Annotated in this window: 11 protein-coding genes and 2 pseudogenes; 8 read left to right on the forward strand and 5 right to left on the reverse strand. The window is 60.8% G+C overall.

Annotated elements, in window-relative coordinates; all coding sequences use genetic code 11:
* Positions 1 to 25: 25 nt before the first annotated feature.
* The gene (locus PSH87_RS12155; RefSeq protein WP_305433810.1) at positions 26 to 973 is read right to left on the reverse strand and encodes a DUF1853 family protein; all 948 of its coding nucleotides are present in this window, start codon (positions 971 to 973) and stop codon (positions 26 to 28) included.
* Positions 974 to 1,118: 145 nt separating this feature from the next.
* Between PSH87_RS12155 and PSH87_RS12160 the strand changes: the two genes are divergently transcribed.
* The 8 genes and pseudogenes from PSH87_RS12160 (at position 1,119) to PSH87_RS12195 (ending at position 9,397) form a co-directional block, all read left to right on the forward strand.
* Positions 1,119 to 2,009: an NAD(+) kinase gene (locus PSH87_RS12160; protein WP_003217892.1), complete on the forward strand. Its 891-nt coding sequence runs from the start codon at positions 1,119 to 1,121 to the stop codon at positions 2,007 to 2,009.
* Positions 2,006 to 2,980, forward strand: a complete 975-nt coding sequence (locus PSH87_RS12165) for a metallophosphoesterase (RefSeq protein WP_370695321.1) — start codon at positions 2,006 to 2,008, stop codon at positions 2,978 to 2,980. Before PSH87_RS12160 ends, PSH87_RS12165 begins: the two co-directional genes overlap by 4 nt.
* A pseudogene (locus PSH87_RS12170) lies at positions 2,977 to 3,856 on the forward strand (rhomboid family intramembrane serine protease). Before PSH87_RS12165 ends, PSH87_RS12170 begins: the two are co-directional and overlap by 4 nt.
* Positions 3,857 to 3,869: 13 nt before the next feature.
* Positions 3,870 to 4,130 carry a YeaC family protein gene (locus PSH87_RS12175; RefSeq protein WP_017738604.1) on the forward strand — a complete coding sequence of 87 codons (261 nt, stop codon included), beginning with the start codon at positions 3,870 to 3,872 and terminating at the stop codon, positions 4,128 to 4,130.
* Positions 4,127 to 4,957 carry a DUF2797 domain-containing protein gene (locus tag PSH87_RS12180; RefSeq protein ID WP_305433812.1) on the forward strand — a complete coding sequence of 277 codons (831 nt, stop codon included), beginning with the start codon at positions 4,127 to 4,129 and terminating at the stop codon, positions 4,955 to 4,957. Before PSH87_RS12175 ends, PSH87_RS12180 begins: the two co-directional genes overlap by 4 nt.
* Before the next feature lie 13 nt (positions 4,958 to 4,970).
* The gene (pepN, locus tag PSH87_RS12185) at positions 4,971 to 7,628 is read left to right on the forward strand and encodes an aminopeptidase N (RefSeq protein WP_305433814.1); all 2,658 of its coding nucleotides are present in this window, start codon (positions 4,971 to 4,973) and stop codon (positions 7,626 to 7,628) included.
* A gap of 5 nt (positions 7,629 to 7,633) precedes the next feature.
* A complete protein-coding gene (gene zapE / locus PSH87_RS12190) occupies positions 7,634 to 8,740 on the forward strand; it encodes a cell division protein ZapE (RefSeq protein ID WP_305433815.1) in 1,107 nt (368 codons plus the stop codon).
* A gap of 165 nt (positions 8,741 to 8,905) precedes the next feature.
* A complete protein-coding gene (locus tag PSH87_RS12195) occupies positions 8,906 to 9,397 on the forward strand; it encodes a GNAT family N-acetyltransferase (protein ID WP_017738608.1) in 492 nt (163 codons plus the stop codon).
* A 96-nt stretch (positions 9,398 to 9,493) separates the two neighbouring features.
* Here PSH87_RS12195 and PSH87_RS12200 read toward each other — a convergent pair whose 3' ends face one another.
* From PSH87_RS12200 to PSH87_RS12215, 4 genes and pseudogenes are all read right to left on the reverse strand, one after another.
* Positions 9,494 to 9,715, reverse strand: coding sequence for a hypothetical protein (locus tag PSH87_RS12200; RefSeq protein WP_305433816.1), 222 nt, complete (start codon positions 9,713 to 9,715; stop codon positions 9,494 to 9,496).
* A 153-nt stretch (positions 9,716 to 9,868) separates the two neighbouring features.
* A pseudogene (locus tag PSH87_RS12205) lies at positions 9,869 to 12,108 on the reverse strand (TonB-dependent siderophore receptor).
* A 128-nt stretch (positions 12,109 to 12,236) separates the two neighbouring features.
* Entirely contained in the window at positions 12,237 to 13,979 is a 1,743-nt protein-coding gene (locus PSH87_RS12210; RefSeq protein WP_017738611.1) for a phosphoethanolamine transferase CptA, read from the reverse strand.
* 140 nt (positions 13,980 to 14,119) lie between these two features.
* Entirely contained in the window at positions 14,120 to 14,281 is a 162-nt protein-coding gene (locus tag PSH87_RS12215) for a DUF6026 family protein (protein WP_017738612.1), read from the reverse strand.
* Positions 14,282 to 14,370: the final 89 nt, after the last annotated feature.

Genomic DNA, 14,370 nt, shown 5'->3' on the forward strand with positions numbered 1-14,370 from the left:
GGCCAAAAAGCTCACCACTGAATTGTCAGCCACCCTCCGGCACATCCGGCCAAAGATCCGCCACCAAAAACAACCGCTCCGCCTCTTCCCAATTCTCACCCACCTGCACCATCCGCACCAACAACTGCGCCGGCGCCATCGGATCAAGTGCTGCCAGCCAGCCTTGCATCTGCGCTTCACTCCACACATCACTCGCACCATAGTGCGCCGGCGCCAGCCATGCATGGCGGGGTAGGGGTTGCCAGCGGCCTGGCGCGCTGGTGCTGACAAAGTCTGGCCAATCCCGTTGATGCAGCCAGCGGCCCCGCAGGTGCTGCGGATGGGCGCCAACCGGGGCTTGGGCCTGGCCTGGCCAGGGATAGAGCAAGTACCCGCCCAGCCATAGATGCGCGTCGAATTGCTGGATATCCAGTGCCGCGAGCACTTCGCGGCTTTCCGGGCGTGCGGAGATGGGCAGTTGATGCTGGGCCAAGTGGGCCAATTTTCGGTCCAGCCGGTCATGGCACCCAGGCCCCAGCCACAAGGCGCTGTCCTGGCCGTTTCCATCCTGCGGCCCGAGGTAGAGTTTGATCGCCAGCTCCAGGTGATGCACGCCGTCACGGTCGCGCAGCAGCATATCCAGTTCACCGAGGGTATGCCCGCCACGGCGGATGGGCAGGTTGGCGGCCAGCAGTTCCACGCCCGGCGCATGTTGTACGGCGAATTGCCATAATCGCTCGTAATACAGGCCTAGGCGCCGGGAGCGGGACAGGCTCAGCCAGTGTTGCAAGGCGTGGCTGTCTTGATCGAGGTTACGCAGCCAGCGCTCAAGCAAATCGGGCGCTTGTACCCAATCGCTACCGGCCAACGGATGGCGTTGCGGCCACGGTGTCTGCGCGAGCATCGGCGGGGCGAGCATCACCCACGCGAGATCGCGCACCTCAGGGTGGCGCAACTGGCGGGGCAGGTTGTGCAGATCCGGGAACACAGTCATGGTCCGAGCATAGCCGCTTAAGTGTCGCACGGGTGGCTGAGAACCATTGTCATCAAGGCTTCGCGGCGACAAAGGGTTTTGCCTGGGGCGGCCTTTCGCCCATAATCGCGGTTTTCCGCCACACCGCACATCCCGCAGGAGCCCCATGGAGCAATTTCGCAATATCGGCATTATCGGTCGCCTGGGCAGTACCCAGGTGTTGGACACCGTCCGCCGGCTGAAAAAATTCCTGCTGGAACGCCACCTGCATGTGATCCTCGAAGATACCATCGCCGAAATCCTCCCGGGCCATGGCCTGCAAACCTCGTCGCGCAAGATGCTTGGCGAAGTCTGTGACATGGTCATCGTGGTCGGCGGCGACGGCAGCTTGCTCGGCGCCGCCCGTGCGTTGGCGCGGCATAACGTGCCGGTGCTGGGGATCAACCGTGGCAGCCTGGGTTTCCTCACCGATATCCGCCCCGATGAGCTGGAAGTCGAAGTGGCCAAGGTGCTCGACGGCCATTACCTGGTGGAAAACCGCTTCCTGCTGCAAGCCGAAGTGCGCCGCCACGGTGAAGCCATCGGCCAGGGCGACGCCCTCAATGATGTGGTGCTGCACCCTGGCAAGTCCACGCGGATGATCGAGTTCGAGCTGTATATCGACGGCCAGTTCGTGTGCAGCCAGAAGGCTGACGGCCTGATCGTCGCCACGCCGACCGGCTCCACCGCCTATGCGCTGTCGGCCGGCGGGCCGATCATGCATCCCAAGCTGGATGCCATTGTGATCGTGCCGATGTACCCCCATATGTTGTCAAGCCGGCCCATCGTGGTCGATGGCAACAGTGAGCTGAAAATCGTGGTGTCCAAAGACATGCAGATCTACCCGCAGGTGTCCTGCGATGGGCAGAACCATTTCACCTGCGCCCCCGGTGACACCATCACCGTGAGCAAAAAGGCGCAGAAACTGCGGCTGATCCATCCGCTGGACCACAATTACTACGAAGTGTGCCGCACCAAGCTGGGCTGGGGCAGCCGCTTGGGGGGTGGAGGCGACTGATGCTCGATCCCGCGCGTAGCTACGACCTGATTGGTGACGTGCACGGTTGCGCTCATACCCTTGAGCACTTGCTCGACCAGTTGGGCTACCAGAAGATCGGCGGTGTCTGGCGGCATAAGTCGCGGATGGCGGTGTTCCTCGGCGATATCATCGACCGTGGCCCACGCATCCGTGAGGCGCTGCATATCGTCCACGACATGACCGAGGCCGGGCAGGCGCTGTGCATCATGGGCAACCACGAGTTCAACGCCCTCGGCTGGACTACCCTCGCGCCCCCCGGCAGTGGCAAGCAATTTGTGCGTGAGCACAACCCACGGCATGCGCGGTTGATCCACGAAACCCTGACCCAGTTCGAGCACCACCCGGCCGACTGGCACGACTTCCTTGGCTGGTTCTACGACATGCCATTGTTTGTCGATGCCGGACGTTTCCGCGTGGTGCATGCGTGCTGGGATGACGGCTTTATCGCGCCGCTGCGCGCGACGTTCCCGGACGGCTGCATTGACCCGCATTTCCTGCAGTCCGCCGCCGTGCCCGGCAGTTTTGCCTGCAACGCCTTTGACCGCCTGCTGCGCGGTACCGATATGCGCCTGCCGGATGGCTTGACGCTGACCGGCGGCGATGGGCTGACGCGTTCGTTCTTCCGCACCAAATTCTGGGAAGACGACCCGAAAACCTACGGCGACATCGTGTTCCAGCCCGACGCGCTGCCTGATCCGGTGGCACGTACGCCGCTGTCATCCACTGAAAAGAATTCCTTGTTGCGCTACGGCGTCGATGAGCCGTTGTTGTTCGTCGGCCATTACTGGCGCAGCGGCAAACCGGCCCCGATCCGCGAGAACCTGGCCTGCCTGGACTACAGCGCCGTGCTGTACGGCAAGCTGGTGGCTTATCGCCTGGATCAGGAAACCCGCCTGGATCCGCACAAATTTGTCTGGGTCGACGTTGAGCGACCCGAGGTAATCCAATGACTACCGTGGCTGTATTGCGCTTGCCCCTGAGCGTCGACCTGGGCGGTTTCGTCCAACTGTTGCAACGCATGCAAGTGCCCCATCGCGTCAGCGAGGAAGCGGGCGAGCAAGTGCTGTGGGTGCCCGAAACCATCAGCGACGACGTGCGCGTGTTGTACCAGCGCTTTCCCGCCGGCGACCCGGACCAGCAGCTGGACATTCCCGAACAGCCGCAAGCGCCGGCGACCCGCCCAAGCCTTGTGCAGCAAGTGCGCCACAGCCCGGTGACGGCGTTGGTGTTGCTGGCGAGCATCATCGTCGGCGCCGTGACCTTGCTCGGTGACAACCTGCAAGCCATGGCCTGGCTGACCTTCCTGCCGTTTCGCATCATGGGCGAGTACATCCAGTTCACGCCGCTGGCCGACACTCTGGCATCGGGCCAATGGTGGCGGCTGGTCACGCCGATGCTGATCCACTTCGGCATCCTGCACCTGGCCATGAACGGCATGTGGTACTGGGAGCTGGGCCGGCGCATCGAAGTGCGCCAGGGCAGTATCAACCTGCTGGGCCTGACCCTGTTGTTCAGCCTGGTCTCCAACTACGCTCAGTACGCTTACGGCGGCCCCGGCCTGTTCGGCGGTTTGTCCGGCGTGTTGTATGGCTTGCTCGGGCATTGCTGGATCTTTCAATTGCTCTCGCCAAACCCGGCCTACCGCCTGCCCCGTGGGGTGCTGGTGATGATGCTGGCTGGTGTGGCTGGTGCTGTGCCTGTCGGGCCTGGTCTCGATGATCGGCTTCGGTGAAATCGCCAACGCGGCCCATGTCGGCGGCCTGGCTATCGGTTGCCTCACCGGTTTGCTCGGCGGTTTGTACAACCGTCGCAAAGCTTCTATTTGATAAGGAAGAGCTTATGTCCTCTTTTGCTGAAATGATCGAAAACATCACCCCGGACATCTACGAGAGCCTCAAGCTCGCCGTGGAAATCGGCAAATGGTCCGACGGCCGCAAGCTAAGCGCCGAGCAGCGTGAACTGTCGTTGCAGGCGATGATCGCCTGGGAAATCCAGAACCTGCCGGAAGACCAGCGCACCGGTTACATGGGCCCACAGGAATGCCAGTCGAAATCGACCACCGTGCCGAACATCCTGTTCAAGTCGGATGCGATCCATTGATTGAAATTGGTCGCGGTGCAGTCAGCAAAATGTCGGCGCAACTCGGTGAGCCGACCGTTCAATACGCGTTTCGCCTGGGCGATATCGAGGTGCCGGTCAACCCGTTGATCGGCAGCCATATCCGCCTGGAATACCTCGGCGCCATTCATTGCAGCCATTGCGGCCGCAAGACCAAGACCAGCTTCAGCCAGGGGTATTGCTACCCCTGCATGACCAAGCTGGCCCAGTGCGACCTGTGCATCATGAGCCCCGAGCGTTGCCATTACGACGCCGGCACCTGCCGTGAACCGTCCTGGGGCGAGAAATTCTGCATGACCGACCACGTGGTCTACCTGGCCAATTCGTCGGGGATCAAGGTCGGCATCACCCGTGCCACCCAACTGCCGACCCGCTGGCTGGACCAAGGCGCCAGCCAGGCGTTGCCAATCATGCGCGTGGCCACGCGCCAACAGTCCGGTTTCGTCGAAGATGTGTTTCGCAGCCAGGTGGCCGACAAGACCAACTGGCGCGCGCTGCTCAAGGGCGATGCCGCAGCGGTGGACCTCAAGCACGTGCGCGATGAGCTGTTCGCGTCCTGCGCCGACGGCATCAGCGCGTTGCAGGAGCGCTTTGGCCTACAAGCCATCCAACCCGTGACCGACATCGAGCCGATAGAAATCCGCTACCCGGTGGAGCAATATCCCGCCAAGATTGTCAGCTTTAATCTGGACAAGAACCCGATTGCCGAAGGCACGCTGCTGGGGATCAAGGGCCAATACCTGATCTTCGACACCGGCGTTATCAATATCCGCAAATACACGGCCTACCAGCTCGCCGTGCATCAGTAGAAGGATTGCAAGCATGCGCACCGAACAACCGAAGATGATTTACCTCAAGGACTATCAGGCGCCGGACTACCTGATCGACGAGACCCACCTGACCTTCGAGTTGTTCGAGGACCACAGCCTGGTCCACGCGCAGCTGGTGATGCGCCGCAACCCTGAGCGCGGCGCCGGTTTGCCGCCGTTGGTGCTGGATGGCCAGCAGCTTGAGCTGTTGAGCGTGAACCTGGCTGACCAGGAATTGACGGCCGCTGATTACCAGTTGACCGACAGCCACCTGACCCTGCAGCCCAAGAGTGCAACCTTTACCCTCGACACCACGGTCAAGATCCACCCGGAAACCAACACCGCCCTGGAAGGCCTGTACAAGTCCAGCGGCATGTTCTGCACCCAGTGCGAAGCCGAAGGTTTCCGCAAGATCACCTACTACCTCGACCGCCCGGACGTGATGAGCACCTTCACCACCACGGTGATCGCCGAGCAGCACAGCTACCCGGTGCTCCTGTCCAACGGCAACCCGATTGCCAGCGGGCCTGGCGAAGACGGCCGCCACTGGGCGACCTGGGAAGACCCGTTCAAGAAACCGGCGTACCTGTTCGCGCTGGTGGCCGGTGACTTGTGGTGCGTGGAAGACAGCTTCACCACCATGACCAACCGTGAAGTCGCGCTGCGCATCTATGTCGAGCCGGAAAACATCGACAAGTGCCAGCACGCCATGACCAGCCTGAAAAAATCCATGCGCTGGGACGAAGAAACCTACGGCCGTGAGTACGATCTCGACATCTTCATGATCGTTGCCGTGAACGACTTCAACATGGGCGCCATGGAAAACAAGGGCCTCAATATCTTCAACTCCAGCGCCGTGCTGGCCCGTGCCGAAACCGCCACCGACGCCGCGCACCAGCGCGTCGAAGCCATTGTCGCCCACGAATACTTCCACAACTGGTCGGGCAATCGCGTGACCTGCCGCGACTGGTTCCAGCTGTCGCTCAAGGAAGGCTTCACCGTCTACCGCGATTCGCAATTCTCTGCCGACATGAACTCGGCCACGGTCAAGCGCATCCAGGACGTGGCTTACCTGCGCACCCACCAGTTCGCCGAGGACGCCGGCCCGATGGCCCACGCGGTGCGCCCGGACAGCTTTATCGAGATCTCCAACTTCTACACCTTGACCGTGTACGAAAAGGGCTCGGAAGTGGTCGGCATGATCCACACCCTTCTGGGGGCCGAAGGCTTCCGCAAAGGCAGCGACCTGTACTTCGAACGCCATGACGGCCAGGCCGTGACCTGCGACGACTTTATCAAGGCCATGGAAGACGCCAACGGCGCCGACCTCAGCCAGTTCAAGCGCTGGTACAGCCAGGCTGGCACACCACGCCTCGCGGTGAGCGAGTCCTACGATGCTGTGGCAAAAACCTACAGCCTGACCTTCCGCCAAAGCTGCCCGGCCACCCCGGATAAAGTTGAAAAACTGCCGTTCGTGATCCCAGTGGCGTTGGGCCTGCTGGACGGGAAGGGCGCCGGCATCGCCTTGCGCCTGGCCGGTGAAGCCACTGCGGGCGACACCTCCCGCGTGATCTCGGTGACCGAGGCCGAGCAAACCTTCACCTTCGTTGATATCGCCGAGCAGCCATTGCCGTCGCTGCTGCGCGGTTTCTCGGCGCCGGTGAAGCTGAGCTTCCCGTACAGCCGTGACCAACTGATGTTCCTGATGCAACACGACAGCGACGGTTTCAACCGCTGGGATGCGGGCCAGCAACTGGCGGTGCAGGTGTTGCAGGAGTTGATCGGCCAGCACCAGGCGGGCCAGCCGCTGGCGCTGGATCAACGCCTTGTCGACGCGTTGCGTACCGTGCTGCGCGACGAGACGCTGGATCAGGCGATGGTTGCCGAAATGCTGTCGTTGCCGGGCGAAGCCTACCTGACCGAAATCAGCGAAGTGGCGGATGTCGATGCCATCCATGCGGCCCGTGAGTTTGCCCGTCAGCAACTGGCTGAGCAGTTGTTTGACGACTTGTGGTCGCGTTACCAGGCCAATCGCGAGCTGTCGAAGAAAACCCCTTACGTGGCAGCCGCCGAGCACTTTGCCCGTCGCGCCTTGCAGAATATTGCGCTGTCGTACCTGATGCTCAGCGGCAAGCCGCAGGTGTTGGCGGCGGCGCTGGAGCAGTTCGATGCCAGCGACAACATGACCGAGCGCCTTACCGCGCTGGCGGTCCTGGTGAATTCGCCGTTTGAAGCCGAGAAGGCTCAGGCCCTGGCGGTGTTTGCCGAGAACTTCAAGGACAATCCATTGGTCATGGATCAATGGTTCAGCGTCCAGGCCGGCAGCACGTTGCCGGGCGGGCTGGAGCGGGTCAAGGCGCTGATGGAGCACCCGGCGTTCACCCTCAAGAACCCGAACAAGGTGCGCGCTCTGATCGGCGCATTCGCCGGGCAGAACCTGATCAACTTCCATGCGGCGGATGGCTCGGGTTATCGCTTCCTGGCGGACCTGGTGATCCAGTTGAATGGCTTCAACCCGCAGATCGCCTCGCGTCAATTGGCGCCGCTGACCCGCTGGCGCAAATACGACAGCGCGCGCCAGGCGCTGATGAAGGCAGAGCTGGAGCGCATCCGTGCCTCCGGTGAGCTGTCCAGTGATGTGTTCGAGGTGGTCAGCAAGAGCCTTGCGTAACACCCATGGCGTTTGACTCACCCCGCGCGGCCTACCAACACGCCATCGCCCAGCAGGGTTTCGTCGCCGACGAAGCCCAGCGTCGGGCGGTGGATGCGCTGCAAGCCTGCCATGAAGCCCTGCATCAAGGCCGCTCGCCGATCACCGGGGTTTACCTGTGGGGGCCGGTGGGCCGTGGCAAAACCTGGCTGATGGACCAGTTTTACCAAAGCCTGCGGGTGCCTGCGCGGCGCCAGCACTTTCATCACTTCATGGGCTGGGTACACCAGCGTTCCTTTCAGCTCACCGGCACCCAGGACCCCTTGCAGGCGCTGGCCCGCGAGCTGGCCCAGGACGTGCGCGTGCTATGCTTTGACGAGTTGTTCGTCAATGACATCGGTGATGCGATCATCCTGGGGCGCCTGTTCCAGGTGATGTTCGAGGAAGGCGTGGTGATGGTGTGCACGTCGAACCAGCCGCCCGACCAGTTGTATGCGGACGGCTTTAACCGCGAGCGTTTCCTGCCGGGGATCGAAGCCATCAAGCAGCACATGCAGGTGGTGGCGGTGGACGGCGCTGAGGATCATCGTTTGCACCCGGGCCTGGGCGTGCAGCGTTACTGGGTGAAGCAGCCCGATGCGTTGGGCGAGGTGTTCAAGCAATTGACTGAGGGGCAGGCCGTGCGCAGTGGGCCGGTCAGTGTCGGCTACCGCTCGATTGCTGCCGTGCAGTCCGGTGATAGCGTGCTCTGGTGCCGCTACGCCGATCTGTGTGAACAACCTCTGGCTGCGATGGACTTCATGCAGGTGTGCGATCGTTTCAGCGCGATTCTACTCGGTGAAGTCCCTAACCTGAGCGCGCAAAAACGCCCCGGGCGCATTGCGCGCGGCACCGAAGATGGTGCCCAGCGTGTCGAGGCGGGGGACCGGGAGTTGCCCGAGTTATCGGTACACGATGACAGTGTGCGGCGCTTCATTGCCCTCGTGGATGAATGCTACGACCGCAAAGTGCCGTTATTCATCGAGGCCGAGGTGCCATTGGAGCACCTGTACACCGAGGGTTACCTGGAGTTTGCGTTTCGCCGCACGCTGAGTCGCTTGCAGGAGATGCAATTGCAGCGTTTTGGGGTGTAGGAAAAATACTCGACCCTACGCTGTTCACCCGTGTACATGCGCAGAAGCACCGTATTTTCAGGCGGGCATTTGTAGTTAATCTCCTTCATCTATCGCCTGCACCGCGCTTACAATCGTCCGCCTCATAGGGAGATGATTCCCGTGTAGCCGCTATCGAGGAAGGAAATGGACACCCCAGACATCCTGGTGCTGCAAGCCAGCTATACCAATCCCGTGCACGCCGAGGCAATCAGCCTGGTACTCAACCATTACGCCGAAGACCCGATGGGTGGTGGTCACAGCCTGCCTGCCGACCTGTTGCAGCAACTGCCAGGCGAGCTGGCCAAGCGCCCGCATGCGTTCAGCGTTCTGGCGTTTGTCGGCGGCGAGCCGGCGGGGCTGGTCAATTGCTTCGAAGGGTTCTCGACCTTTGCTTGTCGTCCGTTGGTCAACGTCCACGATGTGGCGGTGATGAATGCGTTTCGTGGCTTGGGCTTGAGCCAGAAAATGCTGCAGAAGGTCGAAGAGATCGCCCGTCAGCGCGGTTGCTGCAAAATCACCCTGGAAGTGCTCGAAGGGAATGCAGTGGCTCAGTCGGCATACCGTAAGTTTGGATTCGATGATTCAAAGTTTGACCCGGCACACGGGCGCATGTTGTTTTGGCATAAGACGCTGTAGGTAATTAGTTGCCGAAAGTGCAAAAAAAAGGCGCCAGAATATGGCGCCAAGTTACCCTGGTCAAAGGAGCGGAATGACAAGGGGGTTATGCGTTAATCAACTTTTAGGTTGTTGCTCGTCGCCGTTCTGGGCAGCAGGCACGGCTTTTGGATTTTTCACATTCGCAGCAGCCGTTTGTTCGGCCTTATCATTCGATTGTTCTTGCATGAATTTGAAATTGGCATAGAACTCCCGCGAACGCTCGGCGCCACCTTCAGCAAAGGCAGCGGCAGAGGTCAGGGTCATCAGGCCGGCAAGCATCAAAGTAGAGAGTTTCATCGTCGGTATTCCCATAAGTTTTTGATCGGCGTCTGTTCGCTTGATCAGACTCGTGGGGGCGATTATGTGCAGGCTTTATTAAGTCAGGCTTAACTCATTGGCCGCGAAACTTAACGCGGTTGTTAAGTTTCGCGGCGCCCTCAGGTGCAGGGTTTAGAGTTTCCAGTCCAGAGCCAGCGTAATAGAGCGCGGGTCGCCCCAATACACGCCGTTGTAGAAGCCGACGCGTTCGTAATATTTTTTATCAAATAGATTGTTTACGTTAAGGGATGCCGAAACGTGCTCGTCGAACTGGTAGCGCGACATCAGGTTGACCACGGTGTAGGCCTGTTGGGTGATCTTGGCGCGCTCGGTGTTCAGGTAGCCTTCCGTGTCACGACCGCCGCTTGGGCGATCGGCGAACTGGTAGAAGTCGCTCTGCCAGTTCACCGCGCCACCCACGGTCAATCCGCGCCATTCGCCGGGCAGCCGGTAGGATGTCGACACCTTGAGCATGTTCAACGGCACGTTGGTATTGCTGCGCTGTTTATCACCGTTCAGCGAGTGGGTGTAGCTGTACCCCGCCGTGAGGTTCCAGTCCTGCATGACCTCACCTGACACTTCGGCTTCAAACCCCTGTACTTTGCTGCCTTTGCCCCCGGAGGTGTAGAACTGCTCGCGAGTGACGGGGTCCGGTTTGGCGGCGTTATCCAGTTCGGCGACGTTGTCCTGGGTGCTCCAGAAATACGCGGCCGCCAGGTTCAGGCGCTCGTTCAACAGGCTGCCTTTGAGGCCGAATTCATAGTTGCTGCCGACCACGGGTTCCAGGTACTTCCTGCTTACGTCACGCACGCTTTGCGGGTTGAAGATGTCGGTGTAGCTGGCATACACGGTGTACTCCGGCGTGATGTCGTACAGCAGGCCGGCGTAGGGGGTCCACATGTCGTTGTGGGTCTGGCGGGTTTTCGGCGCGCGGGTCAACTGGAAGTTGGCGTCATACTCCGGCGAAACGCTTTCGATGTCCCAACTGCCATATCGGCTGCCCAGAACCGCATGCAGTTTTTCGGTGAGGCTCAAGCGCGTGGCCAGGTAGCCGGCTTTTTGTTTCTTGCGCGAGTGTTCGCCTTGCAGGTTGGTGGTGCGGTCGGGGAACTTGGCGATGCCGCCCATGTGTTTCCAGTCGGCGATGTTCTCGTACCCATCCGGTGTTTCAAAACGCTGGTAAGGCGACGAGTCGCGCTGCTCGGACTCGCCGTAACCCACCATCAACTCATGTTCACGACCCAGCAGTGCATAGGTGCCATTGAGATTCAGATCGACCACATCCATCTTCGACGTGCCCACCATCTGGTTGGTCCACGCGGTCATGCCGCTGCCATCGGGGTTGGGAAAGCCCGAGCCGCCGTAATACACCTTACCGTCGGTGTCACTTTGCCGGTGGGTGTAGGCGGCCTTCACGCGCCAATCCGCAGACAGTTTGTGGTCGATGGAGGCGAAGGTGGTCTTGTCCTTGAGCGGCCAGGAGCTCCAATCGGCTGCCAGGTTGGCGGAGCGTGAGAGCCGCGCCTTGCTGCCATCGCTGTTCCAATAGGGCAGGGTGCCCCAGGAGCTGCCCTGCACGTGCTTTGTTCTGGTAATCAAAGCCTACGGCGACCACGGTGTCGTCCGTCAGGTCGCCTTCGAGAATGCCGTAGCCAACTTCTCGTTGCAGCGCGTAGTTGTCGCGGAAGGACTTGCTGTCACGGTAGGCCAGCACCGTGCGCCCGCGCAGCCGGCCGTCCAATGCCAGCGGGCCACCCACATCCAGGTAGCTGTAGTAATTGTCATGGCTGGCGCCGCTGACGCCGGTATGGGCTTGCCACTGGGCGGTGGGGCGCTTGCGAATCATGTTGACCGTGGCCGAAGGGTTGCCGGCGCCGGTGGTCAGGCCGGTGGCGCCACGGACCACTTCAATGCGGTCGTAGATGATGGTGTCGGCGTCTGACTTCATGCGCCCCGAAGGTGTTGAGCATGCCGTCGATCTGGAAGTTATCGATCCCGTAGCCGCGGGACGAGTAGCCCGCGCGATCCGAATCCAGATGCTGCACGGTGACGCCGGTGGTCTGGCGCAGTACGTCAGTCAATGTATTGAGATTGAAATCATCCATCTGCTGGCGCGTCACCACCGAGATGGATTGCGGCGTTTCCTTGACGGACAGGTTCAGGCGCGTGGCGGTGCTCATCGAGCCGGTGGTATAGGCGCCGGTGTGCTCGGTGGTGGCGCCCAGGCCTTCGGCGGTGATGCGGGTGCTGCCCAGCTCCAGGGCCTTGGCCGGTGCGGGTTCGGGCTCGGTTTCAGCCAGCAGGTCAGGGCTCAGCACGACGCTGAACAGGCCAAGGGTGAAGGTCATGGAACGGGTGAAAGGCGCGAACATCGCGGAAGACTCCTTGTCGTCTTTGTGGCCTTCTCGGTAAGAAAAGGCCATGGCTCAAAGACGAAAGGAGCGGGGAAACTTTAGAGTTGGATGAGAATGATTGTTATCTTTTTGTTACAAGCCTGCGATTACTTGACCACCACATCAGTGGGTTCGGCCTTCTTCGGCTTGATCAAGCTGAAATCAATCAACGGCTTCTGCTGGCGCAGGTACGGGTTGCCGATCATCTGCGGGCGCGCCTTGAAGCTGTCGCTGACCAGGCTTTTGCTGCGGTCCAGTTCGTCGAAGCTCAGACCGGCGAGGTCGGCCCAGGTGTGGATCAGCTGCGAGCTGCTGTAAGGGCGCTGCAAGTCGCCGGCAAAGCTCCAGTCGTGGCTCTCGCGCCATTTCGGCGAGGCGTAGGCCATGAAGGGAATGGTGTACATCGGCGCCGTCGGCTTGCCTTCGTTGCGTCCCAGGGTGGTGTGGCCGGCAGAGTCGAATACGTCTTCACCGTGGTCCGACAAGTACAGCAGGAAGCCGTTGGGGTCGGTCTTGGCGTAATCCTTGATCAGGCTCGACACCACGAAATCGTTGTACAGCACCGCATTGTCGTAGCTGTTGTAGGTCGGCAACTGATCGTCGCTGACCCCGGCCGGCACGCCCTGGCGGTCGGTGAACTTGTCGAAGGTCGGCGGGTAACGGTACTGGTAGCTCATGTGCGTGCCCAGCAGGTGAATCACGATGAATTTGCGCTCGGCCGGGTCGGCCAGGGCCTTGGCGAAGGGCGGCAACACATCGCCGTCGTACTGGCGGGCATTCTGGTTGCGGTTGTTGTTCAGGTAGACCTGCTCGTCGGCCTGTTCCGAGAACGTGGTGAGCATGGTGTTGCGCTTGGTCATGGTCTGCTGGTTGGTGATCCAGTAGGTCTTGTAGCCGGCTTGTTTCATCACGCTGACAATGGACGGGGTCTTGAGGTACAGGTCCGGGTTCTCTTCGTCGGCGAAGGTGAGCACCTGTTGCAGCGCTTCAATGGTGTAGGGCCGTGGGGTGATGACGTTGTCGAACACCGCCAGCTGGTCGCGTAGTTTGTCCAGTTCCGGCGTGGTGTTGCGCGGGTAGCCGTAGAGGCTCATGCGTTGGCGGTTGGTGGACTCACCGATCACCAGGACCAGGGTCGAGGGTTGGCCGGCCATGGTGTCTTTGAGGTTACGCAGTGGCGGGATCTGGCTGGCACTGTCGAGCATGCCCTGCATGTTGTCCAGCTGCTGGGTGTAGCGGTGGTAGGCGACGATCATCTGCCATGGCACGGCCGGCTCGATACGTGCTTCGAAGCGGTCAATGGCGTCTTCCATGGTGTCACTGCGGGCAATCTGCTTGACCAGCGGGTAGCCGACAATTGCAATCACGATGGCGGTAGCCGCCACCAGCGCCTGGCCACGTGGCAGGTAGACCGGGCGTACACGGGACCAGAGGAAAACGGCCAGGGCGGTGTGGGCAATGAACGCCAGCACGATCCACCAGGCGAAGTATTGGGTGGCATATTCCCCGGCTTCAGAGATGTTCGATTCGAACATGATGAAGATGACGCTTTGGGAAAATTCCTGCTGGTAGATGAAGAAATAACCGAGGCTGGCCATGGAACAGGCCCACAGCACCACGCCGATCAAGGCGGCGAGCGAACGGGTGTAGCGTGGGAATATCAACAGGGGCGCCAGCCACAGCGCACTCATGAAGAATGCCTGGCGAAAGCCCGCGAAACCGGAAGTGCCGGTCGCCAGGATCAGAAGCTGGGTAATACCCGAGAAGTACCAGAAAAACAGGAACAGCCAGCCAAGGCCGGCCCAATCAAAGCCTTTCGCAGACTTAGTGCTGCGTTTGAACATCGCCATCCAGCGCTCCAACCCGGTGATTTTTCAGTCGCGTGCAGGAATGCACGCAACAGAGGCCACCCTTGCATGGGGTGGCCCTTGGGGGCTGGAGTATCGGGAAGGGGGTGTGAAAACTTCGTGAGTTTTTTGTAAGGATTGCCTTACAGGGCGCTTAACGCCGGAGTTGAAGCCTGATCGAGCTGGGCTTGCAGGTGCGAGCGCAGGCGCAGGACTTCCTGCTGCAATTGCTCACGCTCATTCTTCAGCTGGCGCAACTCATCGCGACGGACAGTGACGTAGAGGGTCTGTGGAGGGCGGGTCATCTGTGCTGTGCTCATTGCTTGCCTCGCAAATAGCCGGTAGATCGCGGTGCCAGAACGCTTGATTCGAGGTTCTCGGCATCAGTCGGGAG

Origin of the sequence: Pseudomonas sp. FP453 (assembly GCF_030687495.1) — a bacterium.
Taxonomy (GTDB): Bacteria; Pseudomonadota; Gammaproteobacteria; order Pseudomonadales; family Pseudomonadaceae; genus Aquipseudomonas.

Bases quoted from the DNA above. Each gene is read 5' to 3' on its own strand.
- PSH87_RS12155 (WP_305433810.1), bottom strand. From the start codon at position 973: ATGACTGTGTTCCCGGATCTGCACAACCTGCCCCGCCAGTTGCGCCAC.
- PSH87_RS12160 (WP_003217892.1), top strand. From the start codon at position 1,119: ATGGAGCAATTTCGCAATATCGGCATTATCGGTCGCCTGGGCAGTACC.
- PSH87_RS12175 (WP_017738604.1), top strand. From the start codon at position 3,870: ATGTCCTCTTTTGCTGAAATGATCGAAAACATCACCCCGGACATCTAC.
- pepN (WP_305433814.1), top strand. From the start codon at position 4,971: ATGCGCACCGAACAACCGAAGATGATTTACCTCAAGGACTATCAGGCG.
- zapE (WP_305433815.1), top strand. From the start codon at position 7,634: ATGGCGTTTGACTCACCCCGCGCGGCCTACCAACACGCCATCGCCCAG.
- PSH87_RS12195 (WP_017738608.1), top strand. From the start codon at position 8,906: ATGGACACCCCAGACATCCTGGTGCTGCAAGCCAGCTATACCAATCCC.
- PSH87_RS12200 (WP_305433816.1), bottom strand. From the start codon at position 9,715: ATGAAACTCTCTACTTTGATGCTTGCCGGCCTGATGACCCTGACCTCT.
- PSH87_RS12210 (WP_017738611.1), bottom strand. From the start codon at position 13,979: ATGGCGATGTTCAAACGCAGCACTAAGTCTGCGAAAGGCTTTGATTGG.
- PSH87_RS12215 (WP_017738612.1), bottom strand. From the start codon at position 14,281: ATGACCCGCCCTCCACAGACCCTCTACGTCACTGTCCGTCGCGATGAG.